General features: G+C 67.8%; 24 protein-coding genes and 1 pseudogene. 10 read left to right on the plus strand and 15 right to left on the minus strand.

Annotated elements, in window-relative coordinates:
• Window positions 1–101: 101 nt before the first annotated feature.
• The 4 genes and pseudogenes from fdnG to AACX88_RS02365 all read right to left on the minus strand — a co-directional run.
• A pseudogene (gene fdnG, locus AACX88_RS02350) lies at window positions 102–3266 on the minus strand (formate dehydrogenase-N subunit alpha); the annotation flags it as partial.
• Between the two features lie 47 nt (window positions 3267–3313).
• Entirely contained in the window at window positions 3314–4102 is a 789-nt protein-coding gene (locus AACX88_RS02355; RefSeq protein ID WP_339391491.1) for a class I SAM-dependent methyltransferase, read from the minus strand.
• The gene (gene trxA / locus AACX88_RS02360) at window positions 4099–4494 is read right to left on the minus strand and encodes a thioredoxin (RefSeq protein ID WP_339391492.1); all 396 of its coding nucleotides are present in this window, start codon (window positions 4492–4494) and stop codon (window positions 4099–4101) included. The genes AACX88_RS02355 and trxA overlap by 4 nt, the downstream gene beginning before the upstream one ends.
• 100 nt (window positions 4495–4594) lie before the next feature.
• Window positions 4595–5344 (minus strand): ABC transporter permease, encoded by a 750-nt coding sequence (locus AACX88_RS02365; protein ID WP_339391493.1) that lies wholly within the window; start codon window positions 5342–5344, stop codon window positions 4595–4597.
• Between the two features lie 328 nt (window positions 5345–5672).
• Here AACX88_RS02365 and AACX88_RS02370 point away from each other — a divergent pair, with 328 nt between their 5' ends.
• From AACX88_RS02370 to AACX88_RS02380, 3 genes are all read left to right on the plus strand, one after another.
• Window positions 5673–5876, plus strand: coding sequence for a cold-shock protein (locus AACX88_RS02370; protein WP_009376805.1), 204 nt, complete (start codon window positions 5673–5675; stop codon window positions 5874–5876).
• Window positions 5877–6105: 229 nt separating this feature from the next.
• Window positions 6106–6885, plus strand: coding sequence for a DeoR/GlpR family DNA-binding transcription regulator (locus tag AACX88_RS02375; RefSeq protein ID WP_339391494.1), 780 nt, complete (start codon window positions 6106–6108; stop codon window positions 6883–6885).
• A gap of 72 nt (window positions 6886–6957) precedes the next feature.
• Window positions 6958–7572, plus strand: a complete 615-nt coding sequence (locus AACX88_RS02380; protein ID WP_339391495.1) for an HAD family hydrolase — start codon at window positions 6958–6960, stop codon at window positions 7570–7572.
• 24 nt (window positions 7573–7596) lie between these two features.
• Here AACX88_RS02380 and AACX88_RS02385 read toward each other — a convergent pair whose 3' ends face one another.
• The 3 genes from AACX88_RS02385 to AACX88_RS02395 all read right to left on the minus strand — a co-directional run bounded on the left by AACX88_RS02385 (window position 7597) and on the right by AACX88_RS02395 (window position 9694).
• Window positions 7597–7995: an acyl-CoA thioesterase gene (locus AACX88_RS02385; RefSeq protein ID WP_339391546.1), complete on the minus strand. Its 399-nt coding sequence runs from the start codon at window positions 7993–7995 to the stop codon at window positions 7597–7599.
• A 182-nt stretch (window positions 7996–8177) separates the two neighbouring features.
• Entirely contained in the window at window positions 8178–8969 is a 792-nt protein-coding gene (locus AACX88_RS02390) for an SDR family NAD(P)-dependent oxidoreductase (protein WP_339391496.1), read from the minus strand.
• A complete protein-coding gene (locus tag AACX88_RS02395) occupies window positions 8966–9694 on the minus strand; it encodes a type 1 glutamine amidotransferase domain-containing protein (RefSeq protein ID WP_339391497.1) in 729 nt (242 codons plus the stop codon). Before AACX88_RS02395 ends, AACX88_RS02390 begins: the two co-directional genes overlap by 4 nt.
• 156 nt (window positions 9695–9850) lie before the next feature.
• Between AACX88_RS02395 and AACX88_RS02400 the strand changes: the two genes are divergently transcribed.
• Both AACX88_RS02400 and AACX88_RS02405 read left to right on the plus strand, forming a co-directional pair.
• The gene (locus AACX88_RS02400; RefSeq protein WP_339391498.1) at window positions 9851–10363 is read left to right on the plus strand and encodes a TetR/AcrR family transcriptional regulator; all 513 of its coding nucleotides are present in this window, start codon (window positions 9851–9853) and stop codon (window positions 10361–10363) included.
• Between the two features lie 165 nt (window positions 10364–10528).
• Window positions 10529–11461 (plus strand): NAD-dependent epimerase/dehydratase family protein, encoded by a 933-nt coding sequence (locus tag AACX88_RS02405; RefSeq protein WP_339391499.1) that lies wholly within the window; start codon window positions 10529–10531, stop codon window positions 11459–11461.
• Between the two features lie 6 nt (window positions 11462–11467).
• Here the strand turns inward: AACX88_RS02405 and AACX88_RS02410 are convergent, their stop codons facing one another.
• The 7 genes from AACX88_RS02410 to AACX88_RS02440 all read right to left on the minus strand — a co-directional run bounded on the left by AACX88_RS02410 (window position 11468) and on the right by AACX88_RS02440 (window position 18900).
• Window positions 11468–12364, minus strand: coding sequence for a LysR family transcriptional regulator (locus tag AACX88_RS02410; RefSeq protein WP_339391500.1), 897 nt, complete (start codon window positions 12362–12364; stop codon window positions 11468–11470).
• Window positions 12365–12426: 62 nt separating this feature from the next.
• A complete protein-coding gene (locus AACX88_RS02415) occupies window positions 12427–12750 on the minus strand; it encodes a nuclear transport factor 2 family protein (protein WP_339391501.1) in 324 nt (107 codons plus the stop codon).
• 182 nt (window positions 12751–12932) lie between these two features.
• Window positions 12933–13781: a MerR family transcriptional regulator gene (locus AACX88_RS02420; RefSeq protein WP_339391502.1), complete on the minus strand. Its 849-nt coding sequence runs from the start codon at window positions 13779–13781 to the stop codon at window positions 12933–12935.
• Between the two features lie 95 nt (window positions 13782–13876).
• Window positions 13877–15214 carry a replicative DNA helicase gene (dnaB, locus tag AACX88_RS02425; RefSeq protein WP_339391547.1) on the minus strand — a complete coding sequence of 446 codons (1338 nt, stop codon included), beginning with the start codon at window positions 15212–15214 and terminating at the stop codon, window positions 13877–13879.
• A gap of 184 nt (window positions 15215–15398) precedes the next feature.
• The gene (locus AACX88_RS02430; protein ID WP_339391503.1) at window positions 15399–16781 is read right to left on the minus strand and encodes an FtsX-like permease family protein; all 1383 of its coding nucleotides are present in this window, start codon (window positions 16779–16781) and stop codon (window positions 15399–15401) included.
• Window positions 16782–16807: 26 nt separating this feature from the next.
• Window positions 16808–18172: an FtsX-like permease family protein gene (locus AACX88_RS02435; protein ID WP_339391504.1), complete on the minus strand. Its 1365-nt coding sequence runs from the start codon at window positions 18170–18172 to the stop codon at window positions 16808–16810.
• Window positions 18172–18900 carry an ABC transporter ATP-binding protein gene (locus AACX88_RS02440; protein ID WP_339391505.1) on the minus strand — a complete coding sequence of 243 codons (729 nt, stop codon included), beginning with the start codon at window positions 18898–18900 and terminating at the stop codon, window positions 18172–18174. The genes AACX88_RS02435 and AACX88_RS02440 overlap by 1 nt, the downstream gene beginning before the upstream one ends.
• 219 nt (window positions 18901–19119) lie before the next feature.
• Between AACX88_RS02440 and AACX88_RS02445 the strand changes: the two genes are divergently transcribed.
• From AACX88_RS02445 to AACX88_RS02455, 3 genes are read left to right on the plus strand one after another with little or no spacing between them, the layout of a single operon-like run.
• A complete protein-coding gene (locus tag AACX88_RS02445; RefSeq protein WP_339391506.1) occupies window positions 19120–19473 on the plus strand; it encodes an ArsR/SmtB family transcription factor in 354 nt (117 codons plus the stop codon).
• Window positions 19470–19859, plus strand: a complete 390-nt coding sequence (locus tag AACX88_RS02450) for a VOC family protein (protein WP_339391507.1) — start codon at window positions 19470–19472, stop codon at window positions 19857–19859. The genes AACX88_RS02445 and AACX88_RS02450 overlap by 4 nt, the downstream gene beginning before the upstream one ends.
• 13 nt (window positions 19860–19872) lie before the next feature.
• Window positions 19873–20982: an FUSC family protein gene (locus tag AACX88_RS02455; protein WP_339391508.1), complete on the plus strand. Its 1110-nt coding sequence runs from the start codon at window positions 19873–19875 to the stop codon at window positions 20980–20982.
• On the opposite strand, the gene AACX88_RS02460 is transcribed toward AACX88_RS02455, so the two are convergent.
• Window positions 20963–22258 (minus strand): DUF445 domain-containing protein, encoded by a 1296-nt coding sequence (locus tag AACX88_RS02460; protein WP_339391509.1) that lies wholly within the window; start codon window positions 22256–22258, stop codon window positions 20963–20965. The genes AACX88_RS02455 and AACX88_RS02460 overlap by 20 nt on opposite strands.
• Window positions 22259–22486: 228 nt before the next feature.
• Between AACX88_RS02460 and AACX88_RS02465 the strand changes: the two genes are divergently transcribed.
• Both AACX88_RS02465 and AACX88_RS02470 read left to right on the plus strand, forming a co-directional pair.
• A complete protein-coding gene (locus AACX88_RS02465) occupies window positions 22487–22702 on the plus strand; it encodes a hypervirulence associated TUDOR domain-containing protein (RefSeq protein WP_339391510.1) in 216 nt (71 codons plus the stop codon).
• Entirely contained in the window at window positions 22699–23286 is a 588-nt protein-coding gene (locus tag AACX88_RS02470; protein ID WP_339391511.1) for a DUF488 domain-containing protein, read from the plus strand. Before AACX88_RS02465 ends, AACX88_RS02470 begins: the two co-directional genes overlap by 4 nt.
• Window positions 23287–23362: the final 76 nt, after the last annotated feature.

A 23362-nucleotide genomic window follows, 5' to 3' on the forward strand; every position in this document is an offset into this window, starting at 1 on the left:
ACGCCGACGGCGGAGTCGCCTCCGCGTTCGTTGTGTCCGCCCGTGGATGCCGGGGAACCGGCGGCGGCCGCCTCGTCGACGACCTCCGGGGGAACGGTGACGAGCTCGTTGCCCGATTCGGGGCTCAGTCCGGCCTCACGCTGGAACTTCTCGACGAAGTCGACGAGTTCGGGTCCGCGCGGCCGCCTGCCCGCCATCGCCGTACCGGCGACGTACTTGCCGTTCTGGATGAACACGTTCGGATCCATCGTCACGCCGAGGAGGTCGTTGGCCGAATCTCCGTCGACCCACGCCCCGTCGCCGCCGACGCCCCAGTGGTAGGGCAGGCCGATCTGATGGACCCACCGTCCGCCGATCCGCAGCGGGGTCATCCGCTCCGTGATGAGCACGCGGGCCTCGATCGCCGCACGCGGGGAGACGAGGGTCGCCCACCCATAGGGTTCGAGGCCGAGCTCCTCGGCCAGCTGCGGGGAGACCTCGCAGAACATCTCCGGCTGGAGTTCGGAGAGGTAGGACAGCCACCTCGACATGCCGCCGGCCGTGTGGTGTTCGGTGAGCCGGTAGGTCGTGAACACGTACGGGTAGACCTCGGAGCCGGGGAAGCCGGCACCGGGCGCGGAGAGGTTGTCCTCACGGCGCATGACCTTGCGCAGCGGGTTGTTCTGCTGCAGGTAGAGCGGGTTGTCGACCGTCGACTCCTGCGGTTCGTAGTGCGTGGGCAGGGGCCCGTCGACCATGCCGCTGGGGGCGAAGAGCCAGCCTTTGCCGTCGGCCTGCATGATGAACGGGTCATCGCCGTCGAGCTGGCTGGGACCGCCGAAGGGCACATCCGAGTGCGCCGACGGCGGCAGGTTGACAGGGAAGTCGGGAACGTCGGGTCCGACCCAGCGGCCTGCGTCCTCGTCCCACGACATGAGCCGCTTCCGCTCCGACCACGGCTTGCCCTCGGGGTCGGCGGAGGCGCGGTTGTAGAGGATCCTGCGGTTCGCCGGCCACGCCCACGCCCATTCGAGGGCCATCTCGTCCTGTTCGGTGCGCGGTTTGCGCCGGGCGGCCATATTCACCCCGCCGGCGTAGATGCCCGCGTAGATCCAGCAGCCGCCGGCGGTTGTGCCGTCGTCGGTCATCTGGTTGAAGTTCTCCAGCGGCTGGCCGTCGCGCTCACCGCCGATGAAGTACCCGTTGATCTCCTTGAGCACGGCTTCGGGGTCGACCTCGCCGTCGTCGTCGAGCGGGTAGTCCCAGGTGAGGTCGAGCAGCGGACGGTCGCGTGGGTCCTCGGAGTCGGCCAGCTTCTCCCGCACCCGCTTGCCGAGTTCGAAGAAGAACTCGAGTTCGCTCTGCGCATCGCCTGGCGGGTTGACGGCTTTGTGCCGCCATTGGACGAGCCGCTGGGTCTGGGTGAAGGTGCCGGCCTTCTCTGTGTGGTTGGCCGCGGGCAGGAAGAACATCTCGGTCTCGATGTCCTCGGTCCTCATCTCGCCGGTGGCGATCTCCGGGCCGTCCTTCCACCATGTGGCGGATTCGATGAGGCTGAAGTCGCGGACGACCATCCACTTGAGGTGGCTCATCGCCATGCGCTGCATGCGGCCGTTCGCCGATCCCACGGCCGGGTTCTGGCCGAGGATGAAGTAGCCGTCGACGCCGTCGTTGAGCATCCGCACCTGGGTCTGATAGGTCCCGTGGGCGCCGTTGATCCGGGGCAGGTAGTCGTAGGCGAAGTTGTTCTCCGGCGTCGCCGCATCGCCCCACCAGGCCTTGAGCAGGTTGGTCGCGTAGCTGCGTCCGTTGGCCCAATAGCCTTTGTGGGTCTCGGGTGTGCCGACGGCGGCGACGTAGTCGTCGAACGTGTCGTGGACGCCGGCGCTGGGCATCGGCAGGTAGCCGGGCAGGAGGTTGAACAGCGTCGGAATGTCCGTCGACCCCTGGATCGTCGCGTGCCCGCGCAGCGCCATGATGCCGCCGCCGGGGCGGCCCATGTTGCCGAGCAGGAGCTGGAGGATCGAGGCGGTGCGGATGAACTGCGCCCCGAGGGAGTGCTGCGTCCAGCCGACCGCGTACGCGAAGCACGTGGTCCGTTCCCGGCCCGAGTTCTCGGTGATCGAGGACAGCAGGTACTCGAAGTCGGATTCCGAGATGCCGCAGTTCTCGGCGACCATCTCGGGCGTGTACCGCGAGTAGTGGCGGGCGAGGATCTGGAAGACGCTGCGCGGGTCCTTAAGCGTCGGGTCCCGGCGGGCGACACCTGCCTCGTCCGTCTGGTAGGCCCAGGAGGAGTTGTCGTACGAGTTCGTCTCCGGGTCGTAGCCGGAGAAGAGTCCGTCGAGGTCCTCGGGGTCGAGGTAGTTGTCGCTGATGAGGTTCGTCGCGTTCGTGTACGAACGCACGTACTCCTCGAAGTAGAGACCGCCTGAGATGACCCGGTTGATGAGCGCGCCGAGGAGGACGATGTCCGAGCCCGCCCGAATCGGGACGTGCTTGTCGGCCACCGCCGTGGTCCGGGTGAAGCGCGGGTCGACGTGGATGACACGGGCACCCCGAGCCTTGGCCTCAGTCACCCATTGGAAGCCCACCGGGTGGCATTCGGCCATGTTGGAGCCCTGGATGACGATGCAGTCGGCGTTCGCCATGTCCTGCACCGGCTGGGTGGCGCCGCCGCGCCCGAACGAGGTTCCCAGACTGGGAACCGTGGCGGAGTGTCATATGCGGGCCTGGTTCTCGATCTGTATCGCCCCTGCCGCGGTGAAGAGCTTCTTCGCGAAGTAGTTCTCCTCGTTGTCGATGGTCGCCCCGCCGAGGCTGGCGATGCCCATCGTACGACGCAGGGGATGGCCTTTGTCGTCGAAGTCCTCCCAGTGGTTGCGGCGGGCTTCGATGAAGCGGTCGGCGATCATGTCGATCGCCGTGCTCAGGTCGAGCTTCTGCCAGTCCGCGGCCTTCGGGGCACGGTAGAGGACCTCGGTCTGTCGTGAGGGGTTGTTGACGAGCTGTTCGCTCGCCGAGCCCTTCGGGCACAGCCGCCCGCGCGAGATCGGCGAGTCCGGGTCGCCCTCGATGCCGACGACCTTGTCGTCCTTGACGAAGACCCGCTGACCGCAGCCGACAGCGCAGTACGGACACACCGACTGCACGACCTTGTCGGCCGTCGTCGTCCGCGGCACCGTGTTGCGTGTCTGCTCCGACACCACGGACTCACCGCGTCCGGACGGATCGGACGAACGGAACTGCCGGAGTACCGGCCACTCGAGGAAGCTGAACCGAGCCATGGCGTCATCCTACCCCCGGGCCCTCTACGGCGTGTAGTGAAGAATGCCTATACTTTCCTTGCCACGAGGATGCCGTCGTCGAGGTCGACCGGAGTCCCATCGGGGCCGGTGACCGACCGGGTGCGGGTCTCGCCGAGGTCGAGCTCCCACACGCCGGTTCCGCCGGATTCCAGCAGAACGAAGTCCGCCTCAGGGGTGCTGAAGTCGAACCCGTCATGACTGTGCCCGCCGTCGTGGGAACGGCCGTCTGCCCCGTGCTCATGAACGTCTGCGCCGTCGTGGCCTGCCGCCCAGGGCGGGACTCCGGCGTGGGAGATGAGCACGAGGCGTCCGCCGGGGGCGACCAGTTCGCCGAGGCGGGTGAGGAGTTCGTCCCGGGTCTCAGGCAGCCGGGTGTGGAGGAAGCATCCGGTGACGAGGTCAAAGCCGCCTCGGCGGGGTCGGGAATCGGCACCTGCGTCGTCTGCCCAGTCGGCGAGGTTCGCGACGGTAAAGTCGGCGCGGATGCCGGTGCGCTCGGCCGCGGTCCGGGCGCGCGCAATCGCGGTCTCGGAGAGGTCGATGCCCTTCGCCTGCCAGCCGCGGCCGGCGAGCCAGAGGACGTCGGCGCCTTCGCCGCAGCCGACGTCGAGGCTGCGGCCGGGTGCGAGGTCGAGCTCGGTGACGACGGCGACGAGGGCGGCGTTGGGGTTGCCCGACCACACCGCCTCGGCGCCGGAGTAGTGCTCCTCCCATTCCGCGACCGAACCGGGCACGGAATGGTCAGGGGCGGATCCGGACCGGGTCCACGCGGCGGGGGCGTTGTCGGCCGACGGTCCGGCCGGCCCGTCGGTCACTGCTCGGGTGCGCTCTCGGCGGCGCCGTCCCCGGCTTCGCGCTGGGCGATCTCGGCGCGCACAGCGTCCATGTCGAGGTCTTTGACCGCGGTGATGACCTGCTCGAGCTGCGGGGCGGCGAGCGCACCGGGCTGGGCGAAGACGACGATGCCGTCGCGGAAGGCGACGAGCGTGGGAATCGAGGTGATCGCGAAGAGACCGGCGAGCTGCTGCTGGGCTTCTGTGTCGATCTTGCCGAAGGCGATGTCGGGGTAGGTCTCGGAGGCCTGTTCGAAGACGGGGGCGAACTGTCGGCACGGACCGCACCAGGCGGCCCAGAAGTCGAGGAGGACGATGGAGTTGTCGTTGACGGTGGTCTCGAAGTTGTCCTGGGTGATCTCGATCGTAGACATCCGGGCAGTCTAAACCCGGTTCATGAGCACTGTCTGCACGTTCTCACGGGCGCGGGCGACGAATCCGCATTCCGACAGGGTGCACTGCTCCCAGCACGGCTCACTGCTCCACTTCGACGGGCTTGAGGGCGACACCGGAGGCGAACTGGGTGGCGACGACCGCGGTGATCGCCCCGGCGAGCATGATCGCTGCGAGGACGACGATCTGGAACTGGGCGGCCTCGAGCGGTGGCGCTCCGGCGAAGAGCGCGCCGACGAAGGCCCCGGGCAGGGTGACGAGTCCGGTGTTCTTCGTCTGGTCGAGATTGGGCAGCAGGGCCTCGCGCACCGCGGTCTGCCGCAGTCGCCGGTTCGCCCGCCGAGGCGGCGCGCCGAGCGCCAGCCACGCTTCGACCTCTCCCCAGCCGGAGCGGAGGTCGGAGGCGAAGCGGCGCATCGACAGGGTGGCCACGGTCATCGAGTTGCCGGAGACGATGCCGGCGATCGCGATGACCCGTTCGAACCGGAGGTCGACGAGGCCGAGGACGAGGACGAGTCCGATCGTCACGAGCGTGCCGATGACGACGCCGAGGACGGCTCCCAGCGGTCCGCGCGGCAGTGCGCGTGCACGGCGCAGGGAGGTCACCGAGGCGGTGGTGAGCATGAGGCCGATGAACGCCGCGACCGACCACCAGGCGTTGAGCGCCCCGGCCAGGAGCAGCGCGACGAGGGTGAGTTGGACGACGGCACGGAGGATCGCAACGACGGGCAGCCACCCGAGCCCCACCTCGGCGATGCGGAGGATGACGATCGTCAGCGCCACGAGGACGGCGATGCCGGCCAGGAAGGGGAGAACCTCGGTGAGCGTCACCGTCTCAGTGTAGGAACAGCCTCCCTGCGTCGAAGAATTTCCCGGTCGCCCCGCCGCTGCGGCCGTGACTCTGTTAGGCTGGAGGCATCGCTACATTTCCCTCTTCTCTCTTCTCATACGCGTCGTGCGTCGACGCCTCCCCCAGATCTTCGTCGGACCTGCGGTTCATTCGCGCGTCTTCCGACGGAAAACTCACACCTCATGGCCGGACGATGTGCGGCATCCGCCGACCGTTCTCCGGTCCCCTGTGTGTGAACAGCCGGATCCGTCTCGGATCCGACCATCAAGACCGCTCCGGCGGTCGCAGTTGAATAAGGATACAAAGAATATGACCACAGGTACCGTGAAATGGTTCAACGCGGAAAAGGGCTACGGATTCATTCAGCCTGACGACGGTTCGGCCGATGTCTTCACGCACTACTCCGCCATCGAATCGACCGGTTACCGCGAGCTCGTCGAGGGACAGAACGTCGAATTCGAGTCCGAGATGGGACAGAAGGGCCTCCAGGCCACGACCGTTCGCCCCCTCTGAGCTCCACGCCCAGAGACTTCATCGTCCCGGTTGACGCGCGCTGAGCGCTGACCGGGTCGCATCGAAACGCATCGGCCGGTGACAGCTTCGCTGCTGTCACCGGCCGATTCGCGTCTGCCCCCGGGTCATCACCGGGTGCGGATTCCGCACGGACCCCGGTCAGGCGGTTCGAGCGGTGCTACGCTCATGCACAGGATTCGGTATGCCATTGGAGCCCAGGAGGTGGCCGGTGCGATATGAACGGCTCAACGCCGTCCTCGAACTCCTCGCCGAGAACGACCACATGAGCGTGAGCGAACTCGCCGACAGGCTCGCCGTGTCCGCAGCGACCGTGCGCCGCGACCTCGACCATCTCTCCGCCCAGCAGCTGCTCACCCGCACCCGCGGCGGCGCCGTGTCCTCGGGGGTCGCCGATCTGCCGATCAAGTACAAGTCCGCGCAGCATGCGAACGAGAAGGAGCGGATCGGCATGCTCAGCGCCTCGCTCGTCAAGCCGGGCATGACGGTGGGCATGAACGGCGGGACCACGGTGAGCGAGACGGCGCAGGCCATCGCGCAGCGTGCCGACCTCATCCATCACACGTACGACTCCCGCCTCACCGTCGTGACGAACGCGGTGAACATCGCCAATCTGCTCACCGTTCGCCAGCACATCAAGCTCGTCGTCGCCGGCGGGGTCGCCCGTCCCCAGTCGAACGAGCTCATCGGCCCGATCGCCTACGACGTCATCTCGCAGCTCAACCTCGACCTCGTCTTCCTCGGCGTCGACGGCATCGCCACCGGCTACGGGGCGACGACGCATGACGAAGGGGAGGCGAGCATCAACGGCGTCCTGGCCTCCCGGGCCAAGCACGTCGTCGTCGTGGCCGACAGTTCGAAGATCGGACGGACCGCGTTCGTGCGCATCTGTCCGATCGAGGCCATCGACGTCCTCGTCACCGATGAGGACGCCGATCCCGATGCGATCGCCGAACTCACCGCGGCCGGCGTCGAAGTCCTCCTCGCGTGATCCCCTGGCACTGCGGACCCCGGAATCGGTAGCGTAGGAGACCCGACCCCCAGACCCGCAGGCGGTGCCTCCATGTCCGACGTCCCCACCACTGTCGTCTTCGATCTCGGCCAGGTCCTCGTCGGCTGGGACCAGACCGGTCCCCTCTCCGACCGGATGAGCCGGGAGGAATGGGAGGAGTTCGCCCAAGCCTCCGACTTCGCCTCCCTCAACGTCTCCGCCGACAACGGGTCCACCATCGCCGAGGTGGTCGCCCGGGCCGCCGAAACCGACCCTGCGTACGGGGAGATCGTCGCCGCTTACTACGAGAACTTCCCCCGTTCCCTCACCGGACCCATCCCGGGCATGGCTGAGATCGTCGCCGAGCTCAAGGGTGCCGGGGTTCGGCTGCTGGGGCTGTCGAACTGGTCGGCCGAGACCATCCACCACGCTCCCGTCGCCGCCCCGGCGATCGGCGAACTCGAGGACATCGTCGTCTCCGGTCGCGAGAAGCTCATCAAACCCGATCCCGCGATCTTCGCACTCCTCCTCGACCGCTTCGACCTCGATCCGGGCCGCACGGTCTTCGTCGACGATCTGCCGGTCAACGTCGAGGCAGCCAGGGAGCTCGGGCTCATCGGGATCGTCTTCACCGGGGCGGCGGACCTGCGGACCGAGCTCGACCGCCTCGGCGTGCTTCCGGCCTGAGCGGCACCGGCCGCGGGCCTGCCTTCACTCGTTCTCGAGCGACATCCGGTCCCGGTCGTAGGTGATCGTCGAGTAGCCGTGCGGGATGGGAGTGCCGAACTCGTCGACGCCGATGAAGACGAGCTTGTCGATGCTGAGGATGACTCTGCGGGTGATCATGTTCCGCACCTTCGCCCGCATGGTCAGCGAGGTGCGGCCGAAGTGGGTGGCGAGCAGACCCATCTCGATGATGTCGCCTTCCCGGGCCGAGGATTCGAAGTCGATCTCGGAGATGAGCTTCGTGACGACCCGGTGGTTGCCGAGTTGGACGATCGCGTAGATCGCCGCCTCCTCGTCGACCCAGCGCAGCAGGCTGCCGCCGAAGAGCGTGCCGTTGGCGTTGAGGTCCTCGGGCCGCACCCATTTGCGGGTGTAGAAGTTCATGCCGCCCGGGGTCCGCGGGCCGCCGGGCGGTGTTGCCGTGCTCGCAGTCGGATTCTGGCCGGTGAGTGTCGTCTCGCTCATGCGGCCAGAGTAGCGAGCGGATGTTTCGCGGTCTTTTCCGGAATGTGTCCGTCAGCCGAATGCCCCGAAAGGCCCTCCCGCACACAGGTTCCCGAGGCCCGTCATTCGAGGGCTTTGCGCGCAGCGAAGAGAGCGAGCCTGCGCGGCATCACACCGGCTGCGGCCACCATGGCGCGGTTGGAGAAGCCGGAGATGACCGACCGCGGCTGGCGGTGGTCGAGCGCGGAGAACGCGACGGACACGACCTTCTCGGGTGTCTCGAAGCTGATGGGTTGGGAGAAGTCGCCGCCGGCGACGGCGAAGAACTCCGTGCTCGTCGGACCGGGGCTGAGCGCGAGGACACGCAGCCCGCTCTCGCGCACCTCCTCGGCGATCGCCTCGGTGAGGGAGAGGACATAGGCCTTCGTCGCCCCGTACGCGGCCATGCCCGGGGTCGGCTGGTAGGCCGCAGCGGAGGCGACGTTGACGAGGACACCGCGGCCGGCAGTGAGCAGCTGCGGCAGCAGGGACCGGGTGAGCTCGGTCAGCGCCACGATGTTGAGGGAGAGCATCTCGCCGAGGCGGTCCGGCTCGGTGTCGACGAAGGGCGCGGTGATGCCGAAGCCCGCGTTGTTGACGAGCGAGTCGACGGCGATGCCATGGGTCTCAAGATCGCCGAGGAGATCCCTCACGCCTCCAGTGGCGCCGAGATCATGGGTGAACACGTACACCGTGATGCGGTGGGTGGTCTCGAGGTCGCGGGCGAGCGCCTCGAGCCGGTCCCGGCGACGGGCGACGAGGACGAGGTTCGCCCCGCGAGCGGCGAACTGCCGCGCGAACTCGGCGCCGAGGCCTGAGCTCGCCCCGGTGACGAGCGCCGTGGTTCCGCGGTGATCGAGCGGTGCGCGCCTCATCGGGCCGCCCCTGCGTCCGCTGCCCGACCGTCGACATCGGCGAGGACGCGGTCGGCGAGCGCTTCGGCGGACGCCGGATTCTGTCCCGTGTAGAGGCTGCCGTCGACGACGACATGGGGGCGCAGCGGCACGATGCCCTTCTCATAGTGGATGCCTGCGTCCTTGACGGCGTCCTCGAGCAGCCACTTCGCCTTCCAGGCGAACGGGTTGAGTCGTTCCTCGACATTGGACAGTCCGGTCATCGTCCGTCCGGCGAAGGCGTTCGTGCCGTCGTCGTTCGTCGCGGCGAGAACGGCGACCGGGGCATGGCAGAGCAGGGCGAGCGGTCTGCCCGAGGCGAGTCTGTGCTTGAGCAGCTCCCCGGAGACCGGGTCGAACGCGAGGTCCTCCATGGGCCCGTGTCCGCCGGGGTAGAAGACGACGTCGTAGTCGGCCTCGTCGACGGAGTCGAGGGCGACCGGGTGGTCGAGGACGTCCGCGATCGAGTCGAGGTAGTCCCGGATCTCCTGGCGCTTCTTCGGCCTGCCGCCGGCGACGCCGAGGCTGAGCTCGTCGAGGGTCGGGGCGACACCGCCCGGGGTGGCCACGGTGATGTCCCATCCGGCCTCGGAGAAGACGCGGTGGGGTTCGGCGACCTCCTCGGCCCAGTAGCCGGTGGGGTGGACCGAGCCGTCTTTGATCGTCCAGCCGGTGACTGCGGTGATGACGAAGAGAACCGAGGTCATGGGAGAGCCTTCCGGTCAGGGCGGGGCCGGCGACCTCCGCGGTCGACCGGCTTGATAAAGTTAACGGTGTCTACAACGTATGGGGGAACCACAGCAGTGTCAACGCCGACGACCGAGAAGCCACGTCATCACCACGGCAATCTCCGCGCCGCACTCGTGACAGCGGGAATCGAGATGCTCGAAGAGGGAGAGCCGTTCTCGCTGCGCGCCGTCGCCCGCAGGGTCGGAGTCTCGCAGGCCGCACCCTATCGCCACTTCGGCAGCAAGCAGGACATCGAAGCCGCAATGGCCGAGCATGGTTTCCGCGAACTGCAGACCGCCCTGCGCGAAGTCATCGACGCGGCTGAGGCAGGGCGGGTTCCGCTCGTCGATCTCGCGCTGACCTACATCCACTTCGCCGAGGAGCATCCCGCGCTCTACGCGCTCATGTTCGGCTCCGAGCTCGCCGATGACGAGGAGCGCCGTGCGGCGTGCGCGCAGGTCTTCGCACTCATCGAGGAGGTCGCCGCCGCGACGCACCCCGACCGGGACGCCCATGGGATGGCGACCGCAGGCTGGGCGCTGGCCCATGGCATGGCGACGCTCCACCTCGAGGGCACCCTGGGTCGCAACGACGACGACTTCGACGCCCGCGTCCGCGCTACCTTCGCCGCCGTCGCCGCCGACTGAACGCCCCGCACCTCAGGTCCACTGCACCCACGTTCATCGAACGCGCCGGGGATCCGCCTCGACCACCTCGGCGCACAGAGGGAATGGTTCCGAATCGCGCGCTGTTAACATCGTTAACATAAGGCCATCGACAGCTGCCGCGCCTGCGGCTGGGAAGGACACACCGTGCAGACCATCCTCGGAGCCGGCGGACCCATCGCCGATGAGCTCGCCCGCGAGCTCCACCGGAACTTCACAACCGACATCCGCCTCGTCAGCCGCAGGCCCAAGCAGGTCAACGGCACCGATGAGCTCGTCGCCGCCGACCTCATGGATCCAGCCTCGACCGAGCGCGCCGTCGCGGGAAGTTCGATCGCCTACCTCACCGTGGGACTGCCGATGGATTCGGCGCTGTGGGAGGAGAGGTTCCCGGTGATGATGCGCAATGTCATCGACGCGTGCAAGGCCCAGGGCACGAAACTCGTCTTCTTCGACAACACGTACATGTATCCGGGCACGCCTGCCCCGCAGACCGAGTCGACGGGATTCGCTCCCGGCGGGCGGAAGGGCCGGGTGCGCGCGGAGATCGTCACGATGCTGCTCGAGGAGATGGCCGCTGGGACGATCGAGGCGCTCATCGGTCGGGCACCGGAGTTCTACGGGCCGGGGAAGACGAAGAGCTGGTCGAACATGCTCGTCTTCGACCGGATCAGGGCGGGCAAGCGCCCGCTCGTGCCGGTGAGTGCGACGACGAAGCGCTCGCTCATCTGGACCCCGGATGCCTCGCGGGCGCTCGCGCTCCTCAGCAACACTCCCGACGCGTACGGGCAGACGTGGCATCTGCCGATCGATGAGAACCGACAGACCTACCGGCAGCTCATCGGAATCGCCTCGGCGATCACCGGGCGCAGGATCGGGTACACGGTGCTGCCCCTGTGGGTGTTCAAGCTCGGTGCCAGGTTCAATCCGATGCTCGCCGAGGCGGCCGAACTCCTTCCCCGGTACCGCGGGGACAACATCTTCGACACGTCGAAGTTCGCCGCCCGCTTCCCCGACTTCGCCGTGACGACGTACCGAGAGGGCGAGGAGGCGATCTTCGCTCAGAGTGACAGCGCGTAGGGCGGCTCAGCCCCGCCCCGCCAAGGCGTCCTGCTGGGCCACGGTCTCCTCCCGTAGGGCCCGGACGACTGCGGCGACGGCAGGGCGACGGAGGGAATCGGGGCGGAGCACCATCCAGTACGGCAGCCTCTCCGTGAGCTCATCGGGCAGGAGCCTGACGAGGTCGGGATGGCGGTCGGCCATGAAGCACGGCAGGAAGCCGATGCCCGCTCCGGCACGGGTCGCCTCGACGTGGACGAACACGTTCGTCGAGGTCAGCCCGTCTCTCATGGCGGGGACGAGGCGGCGGGGCGCATCGAGGTCGTCGACGTGGAGCATCGCGTCGACGAAGTAGACGAGCTGATGGTCCATGAGCTCCGCGACGGTGCTCGGAGTGCCGTTGGTCTCGAGGTAATCCGTCGATGCGTACATGCCCAGGGCGTATTCGCCCAGGCGCAGCGCTTCGGCACGGTGGACCTGGGGTTCGCCGACGACGATCTCGATGTCGAGGCCCGACCGCTGCTGGAGGGCCTGGCGCGTGACGGTGATGATCTCGACGCTCAGCCCCGGATGCTGCCTGCGCAGCTTCGCGACCGCCGCGGAGGCGATATAGGCGCTGAAACCGTCCGTCGCCGACATCCGCACCACTCCGGTGATCGGGTCGGGTGCCTGGCCCGATTCGCCGAGGCTGTCGACAGCCGACTCGACCTGTTCGGCCACGCGGACGGCGGCGGTGCCGAGTTCGGTGAGCTCCCAGCCCTCGGCGGCACGGGAGAGCACGCGCCCGCCGAGGGACTTCTCGAGCGCTGCGATGCGGCGGGAGATCGTCGTGTGGTTGACCTTGAGTGCCCGCGCGGCAGTGGAGAACTTCCCGGTCCGGGAGACAGTGAGCAGGACGAGCAGGTCGTTGGGCATCGTGTCCATGACTGTCATCGTACGCAGGGCCCGGTCGCGGGTACCCTGCGGCTGCAGGCACGGGTCTGCGCTCAGGCGTCGGCGGAACCTTCGCGGTAGATCTTCGACCGGGTGATCCGCCCGTCGAGGAGGTCGAAGATCGCCACGAGGGAGGCAGTCCGGTCCCGACCGCCGTGCGTCCAGGTCTCCGTCAGTTCGACGGCGACCACGTCTCCGCCGTCGATGAGGCGGCGGAAGGTCAGCTGCGGGGTGATCGACTCCATCGCGGTGGCGAAGAACTCCCGCAGCTCGCCGGCCGGCACCGTGTAGTCCCCGGTCGTCCACTGCGCATCGGGCGCGAAGTCGGCGAGCAGTGCGTCGACGTCGTGGGCATTGAAGGCGTCGATGTGACGCATGACGAGCTCTTCCGTCCGACACATGTTCATCCATCTTCCATCGCAGCGCACACACAGCACCGATTGCCGTCGGGGTCCTCGAGCACCCAGTACGACGGTGCCGCCGAGTCGCTGACCAGCCCGTCGGCGGGCTGAGGTTGAGCCTACCTGAGCCGGCCGGAGTCGATCGTGCCCTTACTCGCTCAGTCGCCGAGGGGGTAGGCGACATCGCAGATGAGCTCATCGTCGCCGATCTCGTCCGGTTCCGCCAGATACACCTCGCGGCACGACAGTGGCGAACGGCTGCGACCGGCAACCTCTGGAGAGCACGCCACCGCATCGTAGGCGGCCATGATCGCAGGGTAGTCCCACTGTGCCTTGGTGATCGTCGTATACGCCTCGGTGTGCGCCGGTTCCGTGCGAATCCCGACCTCGTCGCTCGCCTGGACGTCCTCGGGAACGCCGAGCACGACCTCGATCGGGCCGTCCTGTGCCTCGTTGACGGGGCCGTGGAAGATCACGGTCAACGGTCCGGTCGGCACTGTCTCACCGAGGTGGGACCGGAAGGCGGCCTTCGCCTCGGCGATGAAGGCATCGGTCTGGTCGCCGTGGAGCCTGCGCTGGATCGAAAGCAAGCGGCGGGCTGGAACGTCTCGGGTGCTGATGGTGAACATGGCGGAGGTGTCCTCTCTCAGGAGCGATTGCACATACCGGATGACGACTCTCCGCCCCTGATGATCGCGTTCGATGCCCGCGAGCATCTCATCCAGTCTGCGACATGCACGGTCGGCACCGGATTCAGATGCGGTGTCGGAATGCAGGTCGGCCAGGACGGATTCGATCGCGCCGAGGCTGAAGTCGGCGCTTCGCAGCAGGTGCACGAGTCGCCCAGTGGCGACCTGTGCAGGTGAGTATCGGCGGTAACCGGAGAAGGCGTCGATATGGTGCGGGCGCAGCAGACCGCTGCGGTCGTAGAGTCGCAGCGCTTTGGGGCTCAGCCGCGTGCGCGCGGCGAACTCCCCGATCGTCAGGAAACGGTCTGTCTGTGCCATGATCCGATCCTCATCCTTGCCCTTCGGTCAAGGTCAAGCCCCAGGTCACCGGAACCCGCCGGGTCCGAACAACCGCCCCCACGGACGCCCCTGCTCTACTGCGGCATGTTGACGAACCGGGACTTTGCGCCCTGGAAGGCCACGGCGATGTCGCCGGTCGGTCCGGCACGGTGCTTGGCGACGATGATGTCGGCCTCGCCGGCGCGTTCGTGCTCCTTGTCGTACATGTCCTCACGGTGGATGAGGAGAACCATGTCGGCATCCTGCTCGATCGACCCGGACTCGCGGAGGTCGGAGATCATGGGGCGCTTGTCGGTGCGCTGCTCGCTGCCGCGGTTGAGCTGCGAGAGCGCGATGACCGGGACTTCGAGTTCCTTCGCGAGCAGCTTGAGCGAGCGGGAGAACTCGGAGACCTCCTGCTGACGGGATTCGACGCGCTTGCCCGAGCTCATGAGCTGGAGGTAGTCGACGCAGACCATCTTGAGGTCGTGCTGCTGCTTGAGCCGACGGCACTTCGCACGGATCTCGGTCAGCGCCATGTTCGGAGAGTCGTCGACGAAGAGCGGCGAGTCGTTGATCCGCGCTTCGGTCGCGGCGAGGTTCGTCCAGTCGTGGGGGCTGAGCTCGCCGCGGCGGAGGTTCTGCAAGGGGATCTCCGACTCGGCCGAGAGCAGACGCATGACGAGTTCGTTCTTGCCCATCTCGAGGGAGAAGAAGACAGCGGCCTGCTTGTGGTGGATGGCCGCAGAGCGGATGAAATCCAGGGCCAGGGTCGACTTGCCGACACCGGGACGGGCGGCGATGACGATCATCTGCCCGGGATGGAGGCCGTTGGTGAGCTGGTCGAACTCGGTGAAGCCGGTCGGCACCCCCGCGGTCTGACCGTCGGTGTCGCCGTTGCGTTCGATCTCGGCGGCGACCTCGCCGAGGATCTCGGAGAGGATGACGTAGTCCTCCGTCGTGTGCTTCTCCGTAACCCGGTAGATCTCGGCCTGCGCGTTGTTGACGACGTCGTCCGTGTCGCCTTCGGCGTCGTAGCCCATCTGCACGATCCGGGTGCCCGCTTCGACGAGGCGGCGCAGCACGGCGCGTTCGCGCACGATCGTCGCATAGTAGGCGGCGTTCGCCGCGGTCGGGACCGAGGCGATGAGCGTGTGCAGGTAGGCGGGACCGCCGACGCGGGAGAGGTCGCCGGTCTTCGTCAGATAGTTCGCGACCGTCACGGAGTCCGCGGGCTCACCCCGGGAGTAGAGGTCGAGGATCGCCTCGTAGATCGTCTCGTGGGCGGGACGGTAGAAGTCGTCACCGGACATCGACTCGACGCAGTCGGCGATCGCGTCCTTCGACAGCAGCATCGCACCGAGCACGCTCTCCTCGGCTTCGACGTCCTGCGGAGGGGTCCGCAGACCGTCGAACTCATGATCTGTCGTCACTCCCACGACTTCCTCCTCCTTCTCCTGCGACCCCGACCCGGGCGCAGTGCCATCCAACTCTACCCGCGCCCGACTCGGGATCGACAGCGATCCTCGTCACCGCCTCGGCGAGGGATCCGAATCGGTCCGGACCACATGGTCCGGACCGATTCGCGTCGCTTGGGCGACCCCGCCGAGGCGGCCCTCAGACCCGGGCGCGCCCGGCGGTGGCCACCGAAGCGAGAATCGGCTTCGCAACCTGGAGGCCGAGTCTGATGAGCACGATACCGACGACCACTGACGCGAGGATGGTGAGGAACGTGACGGGCTCGAAGACGATCGCGGCACCGGCCAGCGGCAGGACGAGGAGGAGGCCGAGGCCGCCGGCGAGCAGCGTCACCCAGAGCACGGGTCCGAGAACCGCCCTGACCAGGGCGGCGTGCATCGTGTCCACGTCCATGCCGGCCGCGTAGAGGTCGGCGAAGGTGTCGGCGCGATCGTAGATGTCGGCGACTTGGTTGATGAGCGCGGAGACCCCGATGAGGACGATCGAGATGCCCAGGACGAGGAGGATGCCGGTGAACATGTCGGAGAAGAAGACCGCGACCGCGTCGGGGACGTCGAGGGTGGGATCCTCGGCGGCGTCGATGCCCATCTGCATGAGCGCGATCCCGGATCCGCCGACGGCGGCGACGAAGGCCGTCATCGCCAGGCCCGAGACCCGCCGCCAGAACCGCTTGGGCTCATCGGAGACGAGCCGGGCCGCGATGAGCCGCTGCGGAGTCTTCGCCCGATTTCCGGACAGGTGCGCGAACCAGCGCATGAGCAGTCCGCCGAGGAGGTCGACGACGATGATCCCCACGAGGAACACAGCGAGGACGGCGGAGATGACGACCGCGAGGTCGGCGTTCGCAGACTTCGCGACGAGGATGCCGACGGGCAGGATGAGGATCGCGACGGCCACCGCGATGACCCTGCCCAGCGGGAACTTCCGGCTCAGCGACTTCGTCCGCACACCCAGCGGGGAGACCGCGACCTTGCGCAGACCCACGAGGGCGGAGAGGACGCAGACGAGGATGAGGAAGAGGACGACGCCGGCGAGCAGCAGCGGGGGCATGAGCATGTTCGCATACCCGATCGGCTGTCCGAGGAAGTGGATGAGGCTGACGGGCAGCGCGAGGAGCAGGTAGCCGCCGACGCCGAGGACGATCCCGCAGACCGCGGGGACGAGGGGTTCGGCGACGGCGAGCGCGACGATCTCCGAGCGCCTGGCCCCGAGCAGCGACATCGTCGAGAGCCGCTCATCCTGCCGCCTCGCCGAGAGCGTCGCAGACGCCGAGGCCAGGGTGCTCGCCGGGATGACGAGGAGCACCGTGCCGAAGGCGGCGAAGAACTTGTAGAGCCCGTCGATGCCCTCCTCCCGGGGGCCGCCGGTCGGCGGGATCTGGAAGAACATCCAGGCGCCGGCGGCCACCGTGAGGAAGAGCGTGGCACACGCGAAGAACGAACTCATCACGAGCAGCGAACTCGGTGCAGTGACGGTCTTGCGACCGAGGACGATGGGGAGGATCTTCGTGGGTGCGGACATGACGGGCTCCTAGAGGGGAGGATTCCTCACGCGGTGACCGCGGTGACGCGGCGGACGAGAGGTCGGGTGAACTGCAGTCCCAGCCACACCATCGCGACACCGCCGACGAGGACGGAGCCGACGACCATGATCGTCATCGGATCGCCGAGGTCGCCCGCCGAAGCCATGGCGGCTGCGAGCAGTCCGCCGAGGACGAGGGAGACGAGGGTGACGAGCACGATGGGCGACATGACGGCGCGGACAGTGACCTTGTGCATCATCGACGGCGACATGCCTGCCGCGTGGAGCTCGCGGTAGGTCGAGGCGCGGTCGAGGATGTCGGCGGCCTGGTTGATCGTCGCGGAGACGACGATGAGGACGAAGGCGATCGAGAGGGTGAGGACGAGGCCGGTGAAGACGTCGTCGCCGGTGTACTGGAGCGGTCCGAGGGCGTCGAGCTCAGCCTGGGACAGACCCTTCTCGCTGCCGCGCATCATCGACGCTCCCGTGCCGCCGACGACGGCGATGAACGTGATGAGGGCGAGGCCGGCGACGCGACGCCAGTACTGGGCCGGGGCGTCGGCGATCATCGCCGCCGAGAGCATTCCGGCGGGACGACCGGCGATGCGGCCGCTGATCCAGGCGTGGATGCGCAGGATGAGCACACCGAGGACGTTGATGAGCAGGAGGGCCACACCGATGGTGACGATGCTCGCGATGACGGCGGTCATCCGCGAGAGCCCGTCGCTGAGCGAGAAGGCGAGCGCGCCGGCGGTGCCGAGTCCGAGGACGACGACGGTGATGATGCGTCCGAGGGGGAACTTCCGGCCCAGCGAGCGGGTGCGCACGCCGAGCGGGGAGACGACGACCTTGCGCAGGCCGACGAGCGCGGCGAGCAGGCAGATGAGGAGGAGTCCGACGACGACGGCTGCGAGCAGCCAGATCGGCATGATCAGCGCCGAGTAGCCCAGGGGCTGACCGGCGAAGACGATGAAGCTGAGCGGGTAGGCCAGGGCGAAGTAGCCGACGATGCCGGCGAGGATGCCTGCGGCGGCGGGGATGAAGGGTTCGGCGACGGCGACGAGCCTGACCGTGCCCTTGGAGGCGCCGAGGAGGGAGAGCGTCGAGAGGCGCTCGTCCTGTCGGCGGGCGCTCAGCTTCGCCGAGGCGACGCCGAGGCTGACGGCGGGAACGACGAGGAACACCGTAGCCAGGGTCGCGAGCATGCGGTAGAGGTCGGCCACCTCGGCGTAGCGGGGAACCTCAGGCCGGTCGGTGAACGCCCACGCTCCGGCGGCGACGGTGAGGAAGATGGTCGAGCAGGCGAAGAACGCGATCGCGACGAGGCGGGCGGTCGTCGAGGTGAAGGTCTGTTTGGACAGGACGACGGAGAGGACATTCATGGTCGGCATCACCCGTTGTTCGTCGCGTACTGCATCGCGGAGTCGGAGACGATGCGACCGTCGGCGAGGCGCACGACGCGTGAGCAGCGGGCCGCGACGTTCTCATCGTGGGTGACGACGACGAGGGTCGAGCCGCGGCCGGTCGTCGAGGCGAGGAGCTCGGAGAGGACCTCGGAGGACGTACGGGAGTCGAGGGCGCCGGTGGGTTCGTCGGCGAAGGTGACGACGGGCTGGGTGACCTGGGAGCGGGCGATGGCCACACGCTGCGCCTGGCCGCCGGAGAGCTGACCGATCCGCTTGCCCAGGTGCTCGCCGAGGCCGAGGCGCTGCAGCCAGGCGCGGGCGTGCTTGGTCGCATCCGACCGGTTCATCCCGGCGAGCATCGCGGCGAGCGCGACGTTGTCCTCGGCGGTGAGCTCGGGCAGAAGGAGTCCCTGCTGGAAGACGAAGCCGAAGACCTCGCGGCGCAGGGCGGTGCGACCGGCCTCCTTGAGGGAGGTGATCTCCGCGGCGGCGCTGCGATCGGTCGGCAGGAGGCGGATCTGACCGTCATCGGGACGGAGGATGCCGGCGAGGCAGTGGAGCAGCGTCGTCTTGCCCGAACCCGAGGGTCCCATGATGGCAAGCGACTCGCCGAGGCCGATGGTGAGGTCGACGCCGGCCAGGGCGTAGGTCTGGTTGTAGTGCTTGGTGACATTCGAGGCGGTGAGGATCGCCGGCATCTGTGATGTGTTCATATCTCAATGGTTTCGCGGATCGTTCACAGCGACCATGCAGTCCTCCCACGACTGCCGCGAGGAAAACCCGACACTCGCGGCGGGGGAACCGCAGGCACTGTGACGTGCGTCTATACCGGGAACCGGCAGCGGCCGATCAGGGGTCGAATTCGGCCGATGCAGCGCCTCGGCGGGACCGAGCCATTGACAGGCAAGTGACTGCTTGCCTATGGTGGTGGTGTGGCAGATCTCTTCAAGGCGCTCGCCGATCCGACGAGGAGGACGATCCTCGACGAGCTCGCCGACCGCGACGACCAGACCCTGTTCGAGATCTGCTCGCGCCTGGTCAACAAGCACGGGCTCGGCCTGTCCCGGCAGGCGGTGTCCCAGCATCTCGAGGTCCTCGAGTCCGCCGGGCTCGTCGTGACCAGGCGGGAAGGACGATACAAGTTCCATCGGCTCGATCCCGAACCTCTCCGGACCGCGTTCGACCGCTGGACCGGAGGTTCGATCTCCCAACACCCGAGCACGCAGCACCCGACCACCCAACACGCGAATACTCAGCACCCAAGCGAAGAAGGAGACCCATCATGAAGGCTCAGTGGATCAGCATCCCGGTCGAGGACCAGGCGCGCGCACTCGAGTTCTACCGCGACAAACTCGGTTTCGAGCTCAAGCACGACGTCCCGGTCGGCGACGCCCGGTGGCTCACGGTCGTCTCGCCCGAGGCGCCCGACGGCGTCGAGGTCGTCCTCGAGCCGATGGGCCATCCCGCCGCCCGCGACTACACCGCCGCGCTCAAGGCCGACGGCATCCCGATCAACCAGTTCGCCGTCGACGACGTCGCCGCGGAGTACGAGAGGCTCTCGGGTCTCGGCGTATCATTCACCCAGAAGCCCCTCGAGATGGGGCCGATCACCACCGCCGTCCTCGACGACACGGTGGGCAATCTCGTCCAGCTCATCCACCAGGAGGAATGACCGCACCCGCAGTGTGTCCGCCGCCGGCCGGGCCGACGGGCGCCGGTCCGGCGGCACCGACATGAACAGGATCATCGACTATCTGCGGGGCACACTGCGGCTCGAACCCTCCGATGACGATCGCGGTGCGCCGATCCGCGTCGGCCTCGGGGTGGCGATCCCCTCGCTCGTCCTCCTTCTCCTCGGGCAGCAGGAGTTCATCATCTACGCGGTCTTCGGCGCGTTCTGCGGCATGTACGGTCGCGGCGAGCCCCACCAGCTGCGTCTGATCCACCAACTCCAGGCCGGTCTGCTCCTGCTGTCCGGTGTCGTCATCGGCGTCATGCTCGCGATGCTGGATACGCCCGTGTGGGGGCTGATCACGATCGAGGCGTTCTTCGCCGGTCTCGGGTCGGTCATCGCCGACCGGGCTCGGCTGCGACCGGGCGGACCGTTCTTCGCGATCTTCGCCCTCGGCGCCTGCGCCTCCGTCGAACCGCTCGCCCCGCCGTGGGTGCCGATCGCCATCAGCGCTGGTGCCGCGGCGTTCGCGATCGTCATCGGCTTCCTCGGCTGGTTCCGCACCAGGGCTTGGCAGCCGGGGTCACGGCGGGCGATCACCCCGCTGCGCGGTCCCCATGCCCTGCCGATGATCAGGCACGCGGCCACGTATGCGGTGGCGGTCGCCTCGGCGGGGATCATCGGCACCCTCATCGGACTCGATCATGCGTACTGGGCGATGGCCTCGGCGGCCGTGCCGCTGGCCGCGGCGGAGCTGCCCGGCCGCATCGCCCGCGGTGTCCATCGGGTGCTCGGGACGTTCTCGGGCCTCGTCGTCACCGCGCTCATCCTCTGGCCGAACCCGTCATCGGTGTGGCTGGCGATCCCGGTCATCCTCCTGCAGTTCCCCACCGAGTACCTCATGATGCGCAACTACGGGTTCGCGCTGACCTTCTTCACGCCGATGATCCTGCTCATGACCCAGCTCGCGCACCCGATCCCGCGGTCGACGCTCATCATCGACCGTGGGGTCGAAACGCTGCTCGGGGCCGCCGTCGGCATCGCCGTCGTCCTCGTCGTCGGCTGGCTCGGGAAGCGTCGGAGCGCGAAGACGACTGCGGGCCTCAGGGCAGGAGGACGATGACGGTGTGGAGGAGGATGCCGACGAGGGCGCCGATGACGGTGCCGTTGATGCGGATGTACTGGAGGTCGCGGCCGACGTAGAGCTCGATGCGTTCCGCGGCCTCCTTCGCGTCCCAGCGTTCGATGGTGTCGGAGATGACGCTGGCGATCTCGGGGCCGAAGCTCTCGGCGAGGTCGCCTGCCGTCGTTGCGACGCGGTCGTCGATCTTCGCGGCGAAGGCGGTGTCGGTCTGGAGGCGTTCGGCGAATTCGCCGATGAGGTCGGCGATGCGGTCGCGCACCTCGCCGTCGGGTTCGATGATCGCCTCGCGCAGGAGCTGCTTGAGCGAAGTCCAGATCTCGAGCACGGAGTCGACGACGCCGTCCTGGGTGAGCAGGTCGTTGATGATCTCCTCGGCCTTGTCCGCGAGCGGGGTGTCGGTCTCGAGGTCGGTGGAGAGGTCGACGAGCCACGCGTCCAGGGCTTGCCGGGCCTTGTGGTACGGGTTGTCGCGGACGTCGACGAGCCAGCCGAGGATCTCCCGCTGGAGACGGTTGGCGAGCTGATCGTTGACGAAGTCGGGCACCCACGACGGGGCGCGGTTGTGGACGATCTCGTCGATGACCTGGGGGTTGTCGCTCAGCCACGTGTACGCCTCGGCGACGACGAGGTCGACGAGCTTGTGGTGGGCGCCGTCGAGGACGATCTGGCGCAGCAGTTTGCCGAGCACCGGGGACTTCTTCGTCGCCACCAGGCGAGGGATGATGACGTTCTTCGTCAGGGCGACGATCGAGGCGTCGTCGATGCGGTCGAGGACGTATTCGAGACCGGCCGCCGCCCGGTCGACGACGAGGTCGCGGTTGGCGGATTTGCTCAGCCATTCGCCTGCCCGCCGGGAGACGCCGACGGAGCGGATCTTCGTCGACACCGCCTCGGCGTGAAGGAAGTTCGTCGCGACGAACGCGGAGAGGCTGGCACCGAGGGCGTCCTTCTTGCGGGGGATGATCGCGGTGTGCGGGATCGGCAGGCCGAGGGGGTGGCGGAAGAGGGCGGTGACGGCGAACCAGTCGGCGATCGCCCCGATCATCGCGGCCTCGGAGCCGCGGGCGACGAAGCCCCACACGCCGCTGAGGTCGGTGAAGAGGTTCGTGGCGAGGAAGATCAGGGTGGCGAGGATGAGCAGGGAGAGCGCGAGCGTGCGCATCCTCTTCAGCCCCCGCGCCCGCTCCTGGTCCTCGGGCGTGAGTTCGCTCGGCCCGCCGAAGCGCGGCACGGATGCTTGCGTCGAAATCGTCATTCTTACCCCCTGGGCACTGACTCTAGCGAACCGCGGCCAGCGTTGGATGCCGACCGGCTGGGGCGAGGCTGGGAACCTCGGTTGCCGGCGCCGTCATCCCGCAGCCGGGAGCGCCGAACCCGTGCACTCTGAGACAAGCCGCACTGCCGCAGAGCACCCCTTGCATGAGCTGTCCCCGACAGCCCGAGTGTGGTCCAATGAGGGCAGGGCAATACCAAGGAGGTCGACATGGCACAGGAATTCTCCGTCGGTGATCACGTCGGGTGGAACTCGGAAGCCGGTGAGGTCTCCGGACACATCATCCGCGTCCACACCTCGGATTTCGACTACAAGGGCTACACGCACCGGGCCTCGCCTGACGATCCCCAGTACGAGATCAGGAGCGACAAGACCGACCACATCGCTGCGCACAAGGGCAGCGCACTGCACCTCCTCGGCGAATGAACGACTCCGCCCCAGTCACCGACGCCGGCACCGACCCCGCGAGCGACCCTGCGTTCCTCACGATCGGCCATTCGAACCGCAGCCTCGAGGAGTTCCTCGACCTCCTCACCGACTCCGGCGCCGAGGTGGTCATCGACGTCCGCAAACTGCCCGGATCGAGAGCGAATCCCCAGTTCAACGCCGATGTCCTCGCACCCGCACTGGCAGGGAGGGGGATCGAGCTGCGCCGCCTTGAGGGGCTCACGGGTAGGCGGACGGTCAGTCGAGACGTTCCGTTCGATGTCAACGCGTGGTGGGAGAACCGCAGTTTCCACAACTACGCCGACCACGCTCTGACCGAGGAGTTCGCCCTCGATATCGACGTGCTTCTGACCTGGGGCGACGCACAGCGATGCGCGGTGATGTGTTCGGAGGCGGTGTGGTGGCGCTGCCATCGGCGCATCATCGCCGACTACCTCCTCGCCCGCGACCGGCCCGTCCGACATGTGCTGGGGAAGGGTCAGACCGCCGAGGCGGTGCTCAGCTCCGGTGCCGTCGTCGACGCGGATTCTGAACCGGTCCGCATCACCTACCCGAAGCGGTAGACCGCGGCGCGACGGCGGGGATTGACGAGGGTCGGTCGAAGCATCGGCGGGGGTGCCCAGGGGCCGTCAAGTCGCA

This window comes from Brevibacterium metallidurans (assembly GCF_037101285.1).
Lineage (GTDB): Bacteria > Actinomycetota > Actinomycetes > Actinomycetales > Brevibacteriaceae > Brevibacterium > Brevibacterium metallidurans.